This is a genomic window from Streptomyces sp. NPDC092296 (assembly GCF_044755465.1).
Classification (GTDB): Bacteria; Actinomycetota; Actinomycetes; order Streptomycetales; family Streptomycetaceae; genus Peterkaempfera.
Genome location: NZ_JBIVRB010000007.1, coordinates 73,175 through 88,835, shown reverse-complemented (window position 1 = coordinate 88,835; position 15,661 = coordinate 73,175). Strand labels below are relative to the sequence as shown.

Annotated in this window: 10 protein-coding genes; 4 read left to right on the top strand and 6 right to left on the bottom strand. The window is 72.2% G+C overall.

Annotated features, from left to right (window positions below):
• Positions 1 to 6 precede the first annotated feature (6 nt).
• A complete protein-coding gene (locus tag ACIQGZ_RS18255; RefSeq protein WP_402602921.1) occupies positions 7 to 459 on the top strand; it encodes an Lrp/AsnC family transcriptional regulator in 453 nt (150 codons plus the stop codon).
• A gap of 96 nt (positions 460 to 555) precedes the next feature.
• Here the strand turns inward: ACIQGZ_RS18255 and ACIQGZ_RS18250 are convergent, their stop codons facing one another.
• From ACIQGZ_RS18250 to ACIQGZ_RS18235, 4 genes are read right to left on the bottom strand one after another with little or no spacing between them, the layout of a single operon-like run.
• The gene (locus ACIQGZ_RS18250) at positions 556 to 2,937 is read right to left on the bottom strand and encodes a glycoside hydrolase family 3 N-terminal domain-containing protein (RefSeq protein ID WP_402602919.1); all 2,382 of its coding nucleotides are present in this window, start codon (positions 2,935 to 2,937) and stop codon (positions 556 to 558) included.
• A gap of 49 nt (positions 2,938 to 2,986) precedes the next feature.
• Entirely contained in the window at positions 2,987 to 3,883 is an 897-nt protein-coding gene (locus tag ACIQGZ_RS18245) for a carbohydrate ABC transporter permease (protein WP_402602918.1), read from the bottom strand.
• A 4-nt stretch (positions 3,884 to 3,887) separates the two neighbouring features.
• The gene (locus ACIQGZ_RS18240) at positions 3,888 to 4,814 is read right to left on the bottom strand and encodes a carbohydrate ABC transporter permease (protein WP_402602917.1); all 927 of its coding nucleotides are present in this window, start codon (positions 4,812 to 4,814) and stop codon (positions 3,888 to 3,890) included.
• Positions 4,815 to 4,816: 2 nt separating this feature from the next.
• Positions 4,817 to 6,136 carry an extracellular solute-binding protein gene (locus ACIQGZ_RS18235; protein ID WP_402602916.1) on the bottom strand — a complete coding sequence of 440 codons (1,320 nt, stop codon included), beginning with the start codon at positions 6,134 to 6,136 and terminating at the stop codon, positions 4,817 to 4,819.
• A gap of 153 nt (positions 6,137 to 6,289) precedes the next feature.
• On the opposite strand from ACIQGZ_RS18235, the gene ACIQGZ_RS18230 reads away from it, so the two are divergent.
• The 3 genes from ACIQGZ_RS18230 (at position 6,290) to ACIQGZ_RS18220 (ending at position 10,901) form a co-directional block, all read left to right on the top strand.
• Positions 6,290 to 7,348, top strand: a complete 1,059-nt coding sequence (locus ACIQGZ_RS18230; protein WP_402602914.1) for a LacI family DNA-binding transcriptional regulator — start codon at positions 6,290 to 6,292, stop codon at positions 7,346 to 7,348.
• Positions 7,349 to 7,608: 260 nt separating this feature from the next.
• Positions 7,609 to 9,213: a glycoside hydrolase family 43 protein gene (locus ACIQGZ_RS18225; RefSeq protein WP_402602912.1), complete on the top strand. Its 1,605-nt coding sequence runs from the start codon at positions 7,609 to 7,611 to the stop codon at positions 9,211 to 9,213.
• Between the two features lie 230 nt (positions 9,214 to 9,443).
• The gene (locus tag ACIQGZ_RS18220) at positions 9,444 to 10,901 is read left to right on the top strand and encodes an endo-1,4-beta-xylanase (RefSeq protein ID WP_402602910.1); all 1,458 of its coding nucleotides are present in this window, start codon (positions 9,444 to 9,446) and stop codon (positions 10,899 to 10,901) included.
• Positions 10,902 to 10,996: 95 nt separating this feature from the next.
• On the opposite strand, the gene pepN is transcribed toward ACIQGZ_RS18220, so the two are convergent.
• Together pepN and ACIQGZ_RS18210 are read right to left on the bottom strand one after the other, a co-directional pair.
• A complete protein-coding gene (gene pepN, locus ACIQGZ_RS18215; protein ID WP_402602908.1) occupies positions 10,997 to 13,585 on the bottom strand; it encodes an aminopeptidase N in 2,589 nt (862 codons plus the stop codon).
• Between the two features lie 126 nt (positions 13,586 to 13,711).
• Complete coding sequence (locus tag ACIQGZ_RS18210) at positions 13,712 to 15,565, bottom strand: PQQ-binding-like beta-propeller repeat protein (protein ID WP_402602906.1); 1,854 nt, start codon at positions 15,563 to 15,565, stop codon at positions 13,712 to 13,714.
• Between the last annotated feature and the right edge of the window lie 96 nt (positions 15,566 to 15,661).

Below are 15,661 nucleotides of genomic sequence, written 5' to 3'. Positions count from 1 at the left end.
TGCGCGGTGGACGCGATCGACAGAAGAATCCTGCGCGAGCTCCAGGCGGACGGCAGGCTGACCAACCAGGAGCTCGCCCAGCGGGTGGGCCTCTCCCCGTCGCCCTGTCTGCGGCGGGTCCGGCGGCTGGAGGAGGACGGGGTGATCCGCGGCTACCGGGCGGCGGTGGACCCCGCCTCGGTGGGGCGCGGCTTCGAGGTCTTCGTCACCGTGGAGGTGCGGCGCGACCGGCGGGCGGTGGAGGCGTTCGAAGCCGAGCTGGCGGGCATCCCGGAGGTGATCGAGGCGTACCGGCTCTACGGCGCGCCCGGCTGCCTGCTGCGGATCGCGGTCGCCGACAGCGAGGAGTTCGAGCGGTTCTGGATCGAGCGGCTGACCGCCCTGCCGGGGGTCAACGAGGTCAACTCCCAGTTGATCATGAAGCGCATCAAGGACCCGGCCGGCCTCCCGGTCGACTGAGGCCCCCAGCCCAGCCCAGCAAGCCCAGCCCAGCACAAGGCAGCGCGGGCGGGGCCGCCCTCCGGCCCCGCCCGCGCTGCGCACCCCTCCCGGGGGCTACTCCACCGAGGTGTCGCAGACCAGCCGGCGGCGGTGGTCCACAGTCCGCTCCGGCCCGGTCAGCCGCAGCCGCACGGTGTGCCGCAGATCGGCGCTGGAGGCGCCGAACCGCAGTTCCAGGTCGCCGGGCTCCACGATCCGGCGGCCGGCCAGACCGGTGAAGGACGACAGGTCCGCGTGGAAGCGGAACCGCACCCGGCGCTCCTGCCCGGCGGCCAGCGGCACCCGGGTGTAGCCGATCAGCCGGACATCGGGCCGGGTGGTCTGGGCGACCGGGTCGTGCAGGTAGAGCTGCACCACCTCGGTGCCGTCCCGGTCACCGGTGTTGCGCACGATCAGCTCGATGTCGGCCGAGCCGTCGGTGGGGATCTCGGCCGGCACCTCCGTGTCGGCGAGCTCCCAGGCGAACGAGGTGTACGACAGCCCGTGCCCGAACGGGTAGAGCGGTGTCGGGTCCAGGTTGCTCACCCCGCCGGCCAGCCCGAGCGGCGGCTGGAGGTACGTCCACGGCTGGCCGCCCGTCCCCTGCGGCACGCCGACCGGCAGCCGCCCGGACGGGTTGATCCGGCCGGAGAGCACTCCGGCCAGCGCCGGGCCGCCCTCCTCGCCGGGGAAGAACGCCTGCACCGTCGCCGCCAGCCGGTCCGCCCAGCGGCCCAGCGCGTACGGACGGCCCGTCACCAGCACCAGCACCACCGGCTTGCCGGTCGCCAGCAGCGCGTCCAGCAGCTCGCCCTGCTTGCCGGGCAGCGTCAGGTCGGCCGCGTCGCAGCCCTCACCCGAGGTGCCGCGCCCGAACAGCCCCGCCCGGTCACCGAGCACCGCCACGCAGACGTCGGCCGCCTGGGCCAGCTCGACCGCGGCCGCGATGCCGGAGGTGTCCGGGCCGTCCACGTCGCAGCCCTGCGCGTACTCCACCGTCGCGTCGGGGAACTCCGCGCCCACCGCGGCCAGCACCGTGGGGATGTCCACGCCCAGCGGCACCTCGGGGTGCGAGACGCCGACATGGCTGGGGAAGGAGTAGCAGCCGAGCATCGCCAGCGCGTCGTCGGCGCGCGGCCCGACGACCGCGATCCGGGCGTCGGCGGCCAGCGGCAGCGTGCCGCCGGGGTTGGCGAGCAGGACGCAGGACTGCTCGGCCAGCAGCCGGGCCAGCGCCCGGTTCTCCGGCGGGTCCAGGTCCACCGTGCCGCGTGCCTGCTCGGGGTCGACCCCGACCAGCCCGGCCGGCAGCGGCGACCAGTCCGGGTCCAGCAGGCCCAGCTCGCACTTCTGCAACAGCACCCGGTGCAGCGCCCGGTCGACCAGCTCCTCCGGCACGCTTCCGTCCCGTACGGCGCCGACCAGCGCGTCACCGTACGCCCGCACGGTGGGCAGCTCCACGTCGACGCCGGCGGTGAGCGCCAGCCGGGCCGAGTCGGGGCGGTCGGCGGCGACCCGGTGCAGGATCTCCAGGAAGCCGATGCCGAAGTAGTCCGCGACCACGGTGCCGGTGAAGCCCCAGGTGTCACGGAGCAGCCCGGTGAGCAGCGAGACGTCGGCGGCGGCGGGCACCCCGTCGATCTCGGCGTAGGAGTGCATCACCGAGCGGGGGCGGCCCTCCTGCACGGCCATCTCGAACGGCGGCAGGATGACGTCGGCCAGCTCGCGGGCGCCGGCCCGCACCGGGGAGAGGTTGCGGGCGCCGGCCGAGGCCGAGTAGCCCGCGAAGTGCTTCAGGGTGGCGACGATCCCGGCGGACTCCAGCCCGCGCACATAGGCGGTGGCGACGGTGGCGACCAGGTACGGGTCCTCGCCGATGGTCTCCTCGACCCGGCCCCAGCGCAGGTCGCGCACCACGTCGAGCACCGGGGCCAGGCCCTGGTGCACGCCGACCGACCGCATGTCGCGGCCGATCCGGTGGGCCATCTCCGCGACCAGTGCCGGGTCCCAGGAGGCGCCCCAGGCCAGCGGCACCGGGTAGGCGGTGGCCCCCCAGGCGGTGAAGCCGGCCAGGCACTCCTCATGGGCGAGCGCGGGGATGCCGAAGCGGCCGGCCGCGATGATGGCCTGCTGGGCGCGGGCCAGCGACACCGAGCCGACGCCGGGGTCGACCGGCGCGGTGCCGAACGGCCGGGTGAGCTGGCCCAGCCCCCGGGGGATCAGGGTGTCCCAGTCGACGTCGTCGACCATGTCGTTCTGGTGCGGTGCGACCCCGTCGCCGTCGGCGTCGGCGCCCACCCAGATACCGTAGAGCTGGGCGGACTTCTCCTCCAGGGTCATCCGGCCGATCAGGTCGGCCACCCGCGCCTCGGGGGCGAGCGAGGGGTCGCGCCAAGGGCCCTCTGCGGGCGGACCCGCGGCGGCCTCAGGGGCTTCCGGGGTGGGGTGGATTGCCATCGGACAGGGGTTCCTCTCGGTAGTGGCAGGTCTGCGGCGGCGGGGCGGGCTACTTGCCGCCAACCCCCATCAAGCCGTTGATCAGGGCGCGCCGGGCGACGAGGTAGACCGCGAAGATGGGGATCGCGGAGAGCACCACGGCGGCCAGCAGGCCGGGTACGTCGAGGCCGTACTGCCCCATGAAGTTGAAGAGTCCGAGGGTCAGCACATGCTTCTCGTCCGACTGGGTGAAAATCAGCGGGAATAGGAAGCCGTTCCAGGCCTGGATCGCGGAGTAGATGCCCACCGTGCTGATGCCGCTCTTGGAGAGCGGCACCGCCAGCTGGAGCAGCATCCGCAACGGCGACGCACCGTCCAGCGCCATCGCCTCGTACAGCTCCTCCGAGATGTCGCGCAGCGTGCCGGTGAGCACCAGCACGGACACCGGCATCGCGAAGGCGGCGGTGGGCAGGATGATCGCGGGGAGCGTGTCGTACAGGCCCATCTTGCTGATGAGCAGGTAGAGCGGCACCACCACGGCCTGGGCGGGGATCGCCACGCCCAGCAGGAAGATCCGGAAGGCCAGGTTGGACCACCGGTTGCGGTTGCGCACCGCCACGTAGGCGACGGGCACCGAGAGCACCAGGACGATGGCGACCGTCGCCACCGCCACGATGACGGTGTTGAACAGCCACGAGAAGTAGCCGGTGTCCACCGCGGTGCCGTAGTTGGCCAGCGTGGGGTGGGTGGGGAAGGCCAGCGGGTTGCCGGTGAGGGCGTCCTCGCGGTGCATCAGCGAGGCCGAGATCATGGTGTAGACCGGGACGAGCACGATGACCAGCCAGACCAGCGAGCCGAGGCCGGCCAGCGGGTTGGCCTTGAGGCGCCACCGGCGGCGCGGGGCGGCGGCCGGAGCCGGGGCGGGAGGCGTCACGGGCGGAGCCGCGGGGCGGGTGTCGGTGGACATCTCGTCACATCCCTTCCCGGGTGGACCGCATCGAACCGAAGCCGCTGAAGCGGACCAGCACCAGCGACAGACCGGTGGCCAGGATGACCAGGGCGGTGGCGATGGCACTGGCATAGCCGAGGTCGTAGGTCTGGAAGCCGGTCCGGTACATCAGGTAGGGCAGCACCGTGGTGTCGGTGCCCGGACCGCCCCTGGTCATGATCAGCACGGTCTCGAAGTAGGTCAGCGAGCCGACGATCATCAGCACCGAGGAGGTGGTGATGGTGTTGCGCAGCTGCGGCAGGGTGATGTGGAAGAACTGCCGGTACCGGCCGGCGCCGTCGATCGAGGCGGCCTGGTAGAGCACCTCCGGGATCTGCCGGGCGCCGCCCTGGTAGAGCAGGGTGTGGAACGGCATGAACTGCCAGCCACCGACGAAGATCACGGTGAGCAGGGCGCCCCGGGAGGAGCCGAGGACGTTGGGGGAGATGCCCAGCCAGGGGCCGATCTCCTTGATCACGCCGAAGTTGGGGTCCAGCAGGGCGTGGAAGAGCAGTGCGACGGCGGTGCTGGAGAGCAGCAGCGGGATGAAGAAGACCGCCGACAGCACGGCCCGGTTGCGCTGCCGCCCAGCCGCCCAGACGCCCAGCAGCAGCGAGATGGGCGTCTGGAACACCCAGCTGATGGTGGTCAGCAGGAAGCTGAGCCAGGCGGCCTGGCGGACGTCCGGGTCCTTGAACAGCTTGGTCCAGTTGTCCACCCCGATGACCGTCGGCGAATTCAGGCCGTCCCAGTGGCAGAAGGACAGGTACACGGCCAGGCCCAGCGGGACCACCGCGAACATGGCGAAGAACAGCACGCCCGGCAGGGCCCAGGCCGCGTGTGGGCGGCCGGCACTGTCACCGGCCGCCACACGGCCCCGCTGCTTCTGGAGCGGAGTTGCGATCGTCATCGTTACTTGAGGGCCTTCAGCGCAGCCACGAACTGCTCAGGGCTGGACTTGCCCGCGAACAGCTTGTTGATCTCGGTCAGCATCGGGGTGGCGATGTTGGCCTCAAGGGCCTGGTCCCAGGAGAGGGTGAAGCTGGGGGCCTTCTGCACCATCTGGTACTGGAAGGTGGCGAACTCGGGGTTGGGGGCGGAGCCCAGCTCGGACTCGGCGGAGGTGGTGGTGGGGATGTCACCGTTCTCCAGCAGCGCCTTGGAGTAGGACTGGGCGGCCATCGTCTTGACGAACGCGATGGCGGCGTCCTGGTGCTTGGTCTTGGCGTTGATCGACCAGTAGTTGTTCGGGTTGCCCACCACGTCGTTGACGTCACCGACGCCGCCGGTCACGCTCGGGAAGGTGGTCCAGCCCAGGTCCTTCTTGGCGAAGTCCGGGAACTTGCCGAGCTGGGTGGAGTACTCCCACGAGCCCATCAGGTGCATCGCGGCCTTGCCCTGCGCGAACAGCGCGGGCGCGCCGCCGCTGCCGTAGCCGACCGAGGTGAAGTTGGAGCCGAAGGCGCCCTCGTCCACCAGCTGCTTGACGGTCTGCGCCGCCTTGAGCACCGCCGGGTCGCCCCAGCCGGAGGAGTCGCCGTCCTGGATCTTCTTGAAGACCTCCGGACCGCCGATCCGGTCCACCAGGTACTCCAGCCACATCAGCTCGGGCCAGGTGTCGGAGCCACCGAGCGCGAACGGCGTGATCTTCTTGGCCTTCAGGGTGGTGATGTCCGCCTGGAGCTCTTCCCAGGTCTTCGGCGGCTGAAGGTTGTTCTGGGCGAACACGGCCTTGTTGTAGAAGAGGATGACCGGCTGCATACCGCGCATCGGGATGCCGTACATCTTGCCGCCCAGGCTGCCCGCGGCCATGACGGAGGGCAGGAAGCCGCTCTTGAGCGTCTCGTCGCTCTCGATGGTCGAGGTGAGGTCGACCAGCTGACCGGCGTCGGCGTACGGCTTGATGGAGCCGCCGCCCCAGTTGAAGAAGATGTCCGGGGCGTTGGGGGAGCCCATCGCGGTGCGGAGCTTGTTGACGTAGTCGGTGCCGGGGATCGAGACCAGCTTCACCTTGACCTTGGAGGTCTTGTTGAACTCGTCGACCGCAGTCTTCTGGATCTTGACCGAATCGTCACCGTAGACATAGGCAGTGATGGTGCCGCCGCCACCACCGCTGCCGACGCTGCCACTGGAGCTTCCGCACCCGGCGAGAACGGCCGTCAGTGCCGTCGCAGCGGCAACCGCGGTCAATCTCTTCGTACACGTACCGTTGCTGGAAAAGCCCGACCGCATGGTGGCGCACCTCTGTCGAATGTTTCGGCGGATATTGCGAATGTTGCCGGAACCGTACGGGGGTGTTTCCGAGCCGTCAAGGGGGTAGGCCACACTGGATGCGGGCGGTGGAGGGGGGCTTGAGCTGTGCCGACAGGCCGCTACCATCCCTCCATGAGTACCGCAGAGGTCCAGCCTCGCAAGGAAGAGCCGCCGTCCGCCGGATCCTCCGCAGGGGGTGCGACACTGGCTGAGATCGCCAGGGCTGCCGGGGTTTCGGCTCCGACAGTTTCGAAAGTGCTCAACGGCCGCGCCGATGTGGCGCCCGCCACGCGCAGCCGGGTCGAGGAGCTGCTGCGCCGGCACGGCTACCGGCGGCGGCGCAGCGGCAGTCAGCAGCTCCAACTGCTGGACCTGGTCTTCCACGAGCTGGAGAGCTCCTGGGCGATGGAGGTCATCCGGGGCGTGGAGAACGTCGCCCGCGAGGAGGGCTTCAGCCTGGTGCTCTCCGAGAGCGCCGGTCGGCTGATGCCCGGTCAGACCTGGGTGGACGGCGTGCTGGCCCGTCGGCCGGTCGGGGTGATCCTGGTGCTGTCCGACCTGGACGCGGACCAGCGCACCCAGCTGATCAGCCGTGACATACCGTTCGTGGTGGTCGATCCGGCGGGCGACCCCGGTGATGACGTGCCCTCCATCGGCGCCACCAACTGGCACGGCGGCCTGGCCGCCACCCGCCACCTGGTGGAGCTGGGCCACCGCCGGATCGCGGTGATCGGCGGCCCCTCCTCGATGATGTGCAGCCGGGCCCGGATCGACGGCTACCGCGCCGCCCTGGAGACGGCGGGCATCGCGGTCGACCCGGAGCTGGTCCGGGAGGGCGACTTCCACCATGAGTCCGGCTACGCGGTCGGGCTGGAGCTGCTGCGGCTGCCGGAGCCGCCGACCGCCGTCTTCACCGGCAACGACCTCCAGGCGCTGGGCCTGTACGAGGCCGCCCGCGAACTGGGCCTGCGCATCCCCGAGGACCTTTCGGTGGTCGGTTTCGACGATCTGCCGATCGCCCGCTGGGTGGGGCCGCCGCTGACCACCGTCCGCCAGCCGCTGACCGAGATGGCCGAGGCCGCCGCCCGGCTGGTGCTGGACCTGGGCCGGGCCGGCCCCACCGCCGCCACCCGGGTCGACCTGGCCACCACCCTGGTGGCGCGGAGCAGCACCGCCCCGCCGCGACGCTGAGCGGGGCCGCCGCCCGGCCGGTGCCGCCATCGGCCCGCGCAGATGTATTGACGGTCGCGGAAGCAGAGCCGTAACGTCTCCGAAGCAGATCGGACGGGAGATCGAAAGTTTCGGTCCCTCAATCTGCTTCTTCTGCCCCGGTATCCGGGTAGGAGCGGCCCGGCCCCCGCACTCGCCCGATGCGCGAAGGGAGGCGTGCGGCCCCGCAACTCGCGACCCGTCACCGCTCTGGGTCGCCCGATCGGGTCCGCACCCGCCATATGTCCCGACCCCAGTCACCCCAGCAGTCTGCCAGTGCCCGCAATCCCGTGCTGCCGGGCTTCTACCCCGATCCGTCCGTCTGCCGGGTCGGCGACGACTACTACCTCGTCAACTCCTCCTTCGAGTACTTCCCCGGGTTGCCCCTGCACCACAGTCGCGACCTGGTCCACTGGCGGCCGATCGGCCATGCCATGGACCGCCCCGAGCAGCTGCCGTTGGACGGCGTGCGCCCCTCGGGCGGCCTGTACGCCCCGGCGCTCACCCACCACGACGGGCGCTTCCACCTGGTCTGCACGCTGGTCGACGGCACCCGGGAGTCGGGCACCTTCCTGCTCACCGCCGACGACCCGGCCGGCCCCTGGTCGGACCCGCTGTGGCTGCCCGAGGCCCCCGGCTTCGACCCCTCCCTCTTCTTCGACGACGACGGCTCCGCCCACCTGCTGGGCACCCGCCAGATCGACCAGGCCGGGCACACCGAGATCTGGATGCGCGCCCTCGACCCGGCGGCCGGCCGGCTCACCGGCCCCGAACACATCCTCTTCCGGGGCGCCCTGGTCGACGCCGTCTGGGCCGAGGGCCCGCACCTGATCCGGCATGACGGCTACTACTACCTGCTGCTCGCCGAGGGCGGCACCTTCCACGAGCACGCCGTCACCGTCGCCCGCAGCCACACCCTCACCGGCCCGTACGAGAACAACCCGCGCAACCCGGTACTCACCCACCGCCACCTGGGCCGCGCCTTCCCGGTGACCGGCACCGGCCACGCCGACCTGGTCCGCACCCAGCACGGCGACTGGTACGCCCTGCTGCTGGCCTCCCGTCCCAGCGGCGGGGACTTCGTCAACCTGGGCCGGGAGACCTTCCTCGCCCGGGTGGTCTGGGAGGACGGCTGGCCAGTGGTCAACCCCGGCGTCGGACGGCTGGAGGAGACCGCCCGGACGGCCCTGGAACCGCACCCCTGGCCCGCGCCCGACCCGGTCGACCACTTCGACGCACCCGAGCTCGGCCCGCAGTGGAACCTGCTGCGCACCCCGCGCACCGAGCTGTACAGCCTCACCGAGCGCCCCGGACACCTGCGGCTGCGGCTGCTCCCGGAGACCCTGGACCGGCAGGTCACCCCGGCCTTCGTCGGCCGCCGCCAGCAGCATCTCGACTTCACCGCCGAGACCGAGCTGGACTTCGAGCCCGGCGCCGACGAGCAGGCCGGGCTGGTGCTGCTCCAGAACCACGACTTCCACATCCGGCTCACCGTCACCCGGACCGCCGACGGCGCCAAGGCCGCCTGGCTCACCGTCCGCAGCGCGGGCGCGGACATCCAGCGGGCCGAACTGCCGCTGGCCGCCGGTCCGGTCCGGCTGGCCGTCCGGGCGCACGGCCAGGACTACACCCTGCTCTGCTCCCAGCGGCCCGACCACTGGGAGACGCTCGCCACCGTCGACGGACGCGTGCTCAGCAGCAGTGTGGCCGACAGCTTCACCGGCGCCTATGTCGGCCTGTACGGCACCGGACCGGCCGGCGGCGGCTCACCCGGCGCCGACTTCGACTGGTTCCGCTACGCCGGGGCCGACCGCCCATGGGCGGCCGAGCACGAGTCGGCCCCCTGAGCCGCCAGGCCGGCTGACCCGGCCCCTCCCCAGACCACCGGCGGTGCGGGACCCGACCCCGCTTCTGTGCCGCACCGCCGGTTTCACCCGAACCAACTGTCATGACCCTGCCCAGCGCATCCCCAGCCCCCGCCGGCCCCGGCCGGCGGACGCACCACCGTTCGTGTTTCGCCACCCCGGAACCAGGGCCCGCTCCCAGCGCGCCCACAACGGAAGGGACATACCCCACCATGCGCCACCCGCTCACCCCCAGGACCGCGAGATGGCCCAAGGCCGCCGTCGCGATCGCGGCCTGCGCCGCCACCGCCATCGGCGTGGCCGTGCTCCCGTCGAACGCCCAGGCCGCAGGTAGCTCGCTGGGCAGCCTCGCCGCCGCCAAGGGCATCTACTTCGGCGTGGCGGTCGCCAACGGGACGCTCAACAGCAACACCACCTACAAGAACCTCGCCGGGACGCAGTTCAACTCTGTCACCCCGGAGAACGAGATGAAGTGGGACACGATCGAGTCCTCCAAGGGCTCGTTCAACTACTCGGGGGCGGACTCCATCGTCTCCTTCGCCCAGGGGAACAGCCAGAAGATCCGTGGCCACAACCTGGTCTGGCACTCCCAGCTGCCCGGTTGGGTGAGCAGCCTGCCCACCAACCAGGTGCAGGCCGCGATGGAGAACCACATCACCAACGAGGTCACCCACTACAAGGGCAAGATCTACGCCTGGGACGTCGTCAACGAGCCGTTCGACGACAACGCCAACCTGCGCACCGACGCGTTCTACAACGCGATGGGCAGCGGCTACATCGCCGACGCGCTCAAGACCGCGCACGCTGCCGACCCCAGCGCCAAGCTCTACCTCAATGACTACAACATCGAGGACCTGGGCGCGAAGAGCAACGCCATGTTCAACCTGATCAGCTCGCTCAAGCAGCAGGGCGTGCCGATCGACGGCGTCGGTCTGGAGAGCCACTTCATCGTCGGCCAGGTGCCGTCCACGCTGAAGGCCAACATGCAGCGCTACGCCGACCTCGGCGTGGACGTGGCCATCACCGAGCTGGACGTCCGGATGCCCACCCCGGCCTCCGCCGCCAACCTCAACCAGCAGGCCACCGACTACGCCAACGTGGTCAACGCCTGCCTCCAGGTGTCCCGCTGCGTGGGCGTCACCGCCTGGGACCTCGACGACGGCCACTCCTGGGTGCCGGACACCTTCTCCGGCCAGGGTGCCGCCACCCTGTACGACGCGAACTACAACCCCAAGGCCGCCTACACCGCGGTTCAGAACGCCCTCGGCGGCGGCACCACTCCGCCCACCAACCCGCCGACCACGCCGCCCACCACGCCCCCGACCACGCCGCCCACCACGCCTCCCACCACTCCCCCGGGTGGCGGCGGCAACGGCTGCACCGCGACCTACACCGTTGCCAGCCAGTGGGACATCGGCTTCACCGGCAACGTCGACATCAAGTGCGCCCCCGGCTCGTCGCTGAGCAAGTGGACGGCCAGCTGGACCTTCGGCTCGGCGAACCAGAAGGTCACCCAGGCCTGGAACGCCGACTGCACCCAGAGCGGCACCAAGGTCACCTGCAAGAACCTGTCCTACAACGGCACCGTGCCCTCGGGCGGTACCACCTCCTTCGGCTTCAACGGCAACTGGAGCGGCAGCAACCCGATCCCGACCGTGACCGTCAGCTGACCGGCTGACCCGGACGGACCGGGGGGAGGGGAGGCGCGGACCGCGCCTCCCCTCCCCCCTCGTGTGTCGCTGTGCCGCTGTGCCGCCGTCCGGCGTCAGCGCCCGCCGGCCGCCCGGTCGGCGGCCTGCGCCCGCAGCGCCCGCTCCACCCCGGCCCGGGACTCCACCACCATCCGGCGCAGCGCCGGGGACGGCTCGGCCGCGGCCAGCCAGGCGTCGGTGGCGTCCAGCGTCGCCTGCTCCACCTGCGTCGCCGGGTACAGCCCGACGATGATCTGCTGGGCGATCTCATGCGTCCGCGACTCGAAGACGTCCTTGATCGCGGCGAAGTACTTCGCGGTGTACGGCGCCAGCAGCTCCCGCTGCTCCACCTGTACGAAGCCGCCGATCACGGCCTCCTGCACCGCGTTGGGCAGGGTGGCCGCCTCCACGACGCTGGCCCAGGCCTCCGCCTTGGCCGCGGCGGTCGGGCGGGCGGCCCGGCAGGTCGCGGCATAGCGCTCGCCGGCCGCCGTCCGGTCGCGCTCCAGCTCCGCGTCCACCGCCTTGTCGTCGGCCACCCCGGTCGCCACCAGCCGCAGCAGCAGCGCCCAGCGCAGCTCGGTGTCGACGGCCAGGCCGGCCACCGACCGCGAACCGTCGAGCAGGCCCGACAGCAGCGCCAGGTGCTCCGGCGAACGCGCCACCCCGGCCAGCGCCCGCGCCCAGGCCAGCTGGTGGTCGCCGCCGGGCGCGGCGGCGTGCAGCTGCTCCGCGCAGGCGTCGGCCCAGCGGGTCAGGCCCTCCTCGCGCCACTCCGGGGCCGCGTACAGGCCCAGCGCCAGCTGGACCTGGCGCTGCACCGTCTGCACCACGCCGATGTCGGACTCCCGGCCGAGGCCGGAGAGCACCAGCGACAGGTAGTCGCGGGTCGCCATCTCGCCGTCGCGGGTCATGTCCCAGGCCGAGGCCCAGCACAGGGCGCGCGGCAGCGAGTCGACGAAGCCGCCCAGGTGCTCGGTGACCACGGCCAGCGACTCCGCGTCCAGCCGAACCTTGGCGTACGACAGGTCGTCATCGTTGAGCAGGAACACCGCCGGGCGGGCCCGGCCGGCCAGCTGCGGCACCTCGGTGCGCTCGCCGTCCACGTCCAGCTCGATCCGGTCGGTGCGGACCAGCGAACCGTCCCGCAGCTCGTAGACGCCGACCGCGATCCGGTGCGGCCGCAGCACGGCCGCGCCCTTGGCGCCCTGCGGCAGCGCCGGGGCCTCCTGGAGCACGGTGAAGGAGGCGACGGTGCCGTCCGCGGCCAGCTCGATCTCCGGGCGCAGGATGTTGATGCCCGCAGTCTCCAGCCATGCCTTGGACCATGCCTTGAGGTCGCGGCCGGAGGTCTCCTCCAGCGCCCCCAGCAGGTCCACCAGCCGGGTGTTGCCCCAGGCGTGGCTCTTGAAGTACGCCTGTACGCCGCTGAAGAACTCGTCCTGGCCGACGTACGCCACCAACTGCTTGAGCACCGAGGCGCCCTTGGCGTAGGTGATGCCGTCAAAGTTGACCTGGACGTCCTCCAGGTCGTTGATCTCCGCCATGATCGGGTGGGTGGACGGCAGCTGGTCCTGCCGGTATGCCCAGGTCTTCATGGAGTTGGCGAAGGTCGTCCAGGCGTGCGGCCAGCGGCTGCCCGGCGCCTCCGCCTGGCAGATGATGGAGGTGTAGGTGGCGAACGACTCGTTCAGCCAGAGGTCGTTCCACCACTCCATGGTGACCAGGTCGCCGAACCACATGTGGGCCAGCTCGTGCAGGATCGTCTCGGCCCGCGCCTCGTACGCCGCGTCGGTCACCTTGGACCGGAAGACGTACTGGTCGCGGATGGTGACGGCGCCCGCGTTCTCCATCGCGCCGGCGTTGAACTCCGGCACGAAGAGCTGGTCGTACTTGGCGAACGGGTAGACCTGGTCGAACCGCTCCTGGAAGTAGGCGAAGCCCTGCTTCGTCACCTCGAAGATCTGCTCGGCGTCCAGGAACTCCCGCAGCGACGGGCGGCAGTAGACGCCCAGCGGCACCGTCTGGTCGCCGTCCCGGTAGGCGTCGAAGACGCCGACGTACGGACCGGTGATCAGCGCGGTGATGTAGGAGGAGATCCGGGGGGTCGGCGCGAACGCCCACCGCTGGGTGCCCTCGGCCTCGCCCGCCACCGGCTCCGGCGTCGGGGAGTTGGAGACCACCGTCCAGCCGGCCGGCGCGGTCACCGTGAAGCGGAACTCCGCCTTGAGGTCCGGCTGTTCGAAGGACGCGAACACCCGCCGCGCGTCCGGCACCTCGAACTGGGTGTAGAGGTACGTCTCCCCGTCCACCGGGTCCACGAAGCGGTGCAGGCCCTCACCGGTGTTGGTGTACGCGCAGTCCGCGACCACCCGCAGTTCGTTCTCGGCGGCCAGCGAGGGCAGCGCGATCCTGCTCTCCGCGAACACCTCGGCGGGGTCGAGGGCGGTGCCGTTGAGCACCACCTCGTGCACCGCCGGTGCGACCAGGTCGATGAAGCTCGCCGCCCCGGGCTCGCGGGCGGTGAACCGGACCACGGTGGTGGAGCGGTAGGTTCCGCCGTCCCGGGCGCCGCCCAGGTCGAGCTCGATGTCGTAGGCGTCCACGTGGAGGAGCTGGGCCCGGGTGCGGGCCTCCTCACGGGTCAGGTTGGTGCCAGGCACGTCGCGTGACTCCTTCGTCGTCGTTCCGGGGCATCCTCCCACGCCCCCACCCGAGCCGCCCGGCCATCTCCGCCCCGGTCGGTGCGCTTGCCGCGAACGCGGCGGGGCCGGGCGCGCGGGGCCGGATCAGCCCCCGTCGGCCGCGTACCCGGACAGCGGGGAGCCGACCGTGGTCTGCGGCGCGACCACCACCTGGGCCGGGCCCAGCCACACCCTGCTGTAACGGAGCGTGAAGGAGACGGCGTCCTTGGGGAGCGTGGCCAGCGGGGTGGCGGCCCCGGTCGCCGGGTCCAGCGTCACCAGCCGTGACGGCTCGTCGTAGGTGCCGTACGACACCGCCTGCACCCGGCCGTCCGCCGTGAGCCCGACCGCTCCGGCGCCGTCCTTGCCGCTGCCCGACCAGTGCCACAGCTCGCGGCCGGAGGCCAGGTCGTAGGCGATGACGGCCGGCCGCTCGCGTTGCTCCTCGGAGCGGGCGAACAGCGTGCCGCCCCGGACGAAGGACTCGGGCACCGGGTCGCCCAGCTCGGTGAAGCGCAACTTGCCGTAGGCGCCGTCCGGCAGCGGGATCTTCGCCTGCGGTCGGCCGCCGGAGTCGAAGCTCAGCAGGTACTCGTTGTCCGGCTCCTGGACCAGGTCCACCACCACCGGCTCGGCGGACAGCAGCCGGGACACATTGGGATACCGCCCCGGGAGCGTCCACTTCCAGCGGGTGCGGCCGGTGCCCGCGTCCAGCGCGCGCAGCTGCGAGCGCTCGGCCTTGCCGCCGCAGAAGTCGTCCACCACCACGGTGTCGCCCCCGCCGCGCAACTGCGACAGGCAGATGTCGTCGCGGTCGTGGAACGTCCAGGCGGTCGAGCCGTCGGTGATCCGCAGGCCGCCGGAGGCATTGGGGTTGCCGATCACCACGGTGCTGTCGGAGACGAACACGTCGGTGCTGCCCACCTGGTCGCCGTGGAGCGGCTTGACGGTGTGCGTCCACCGGATGCGGCCGGTCGCCGCGTCCAGCGCGGAGACCAGGGCGCAGTTGTGCTTGCCCCGGTCGAAGGCGACCGCCGCGACGCCGTCCTTGTTCGGGGCGGGCGCCATCGCGCAGACGTCGGTGGCGCCGGCCGGTGGCGTGAGCGTCCACAGCGGGCGGCCGGTGGACAGGTCGTACGCCCGGACGCCGGTGGCCGAGCCCCGGACGATCGCGCCGGGCAGCAGCCAACTGCCCATCAGCCGGTCGTCGATGTCCACCTTGGCCGGGGCGGGCAGCTGCCAGGCGGCCGCGAGGGTGCCGCCGAGCGCCGGCCGCTCCGTCCCCGGGGCGGTCGGGCCGGAGCCGCCGCCGGGCGTCGCGGTGCCCGTGGCGACCACCCCGGGGGCGGTGGCCTGCCGGCCCTGATCCTTGCCGTCAGCCAGCAGCACCACCCCCAGGCCGATCAGCGCGAGCACCACCACCCCGGCGACGATGCCCCCGATCAGCCCGGCCCTGCTGCGGCCCGGCACGGGCGCGGGCCCGGGGAACGGGGCATAGCCGGGCGGGCCGCCCGGGTGGCCCGGGGGCTGCTGCCCGTACGCCGGGGGCTGCTGCCCATACGCCGGGGGCGGCGCCGGATAGCCGTACTGGTGCGGGTGGCCGTACTGGTGGGCGTGGCCGGGCTGCTGCTGCGCCGGATAGCCGTACCCCGGGGGCGCCGGGTAGCCGTACCCGGGCGGCGCGGCCTGCGGCGGGGCGTACGGCTGGTCGAGCTGCGGCTGCGCCGACTGCTGGGCCGGTGGCGCCCAGGGGGCCTGCGGCTGCTGCGGGGGACCGGCCGTCAGCGGGCGTGCCCCGGCGGCGGCGGGCACCGGCGGCGCGGCGGCCGGCCGGGTGGGCTGGTCGGCCACCGCCGCCTGCGGCGACGGTGCGGGCGGCGGCGCGGCCGCTGCGGGCGCGCTCGGCGGTTGCAGCGCGAAGTCCTCCTCCGCCCCGCCGCCCCGCTTGCCCAGGGTCACCCCGCGATGGGGGCGGGGTGGCCGGGCCTGGGCGGCGCCGCCGCCCTGAGTGGGTGAATCCCCCGTCATGCCTGGTTGCGCTTCCGTTCGGTGTCG

Coding starts and splice junctions, on each gene's coding strand:
- ACIQGZ_RS18250 (WP_402602919.1), bottom strand. CDS start 2,937: ATGGCAATCCACCCCACCCCGGAAGCCCCTGAGGCCGCCGCGGGTCCG.
- ACIQGZ_RS18245 (WP_402602918.1), bottom strand. CDS start 3,883: ATGTCCACCGACACCCGCCCCGCGGCTCCGCCCGTGACGCCTCCCGCC.
- ACIQGZ_RS18240 (WP_402602917.1), bottom strand. CDS start 4,814: ATGACGATCGCAACTCCGCTCCAGAAGCAGCGGGGCCGTGTGGCGGCC.
- ACIQGZ_RS18235 (WP_402602916.1), bottom strand. CDS start 6,136: ATGCGGTCGGGCTTTTCCAGCAACGGTACGTGTACGAAGAGATTGACC.
- ACIQGZ_RS18230 (WP_402602914.1), top strand. CDS start 6,290: ATGAGTACCGCAGAGGTCCAGCCTCGCAAGGAAGAGCCGCCGTCCGCC.
- ACIQGZ_RS18225 (WP_402602912.1), top strand. CDS start 7,609: ATGTCCCGACCCCAGTCACCCCAGCAGTCTGCCAGTGCCCGCAATCCC.
- ACIQGZ_RS18220 (WP_402602910.1), top strand. CDS start 9,444: ATGCGCCACCCGCTCACCCCCAGGACCGCGAGATGGCCCAAGGCCGCC.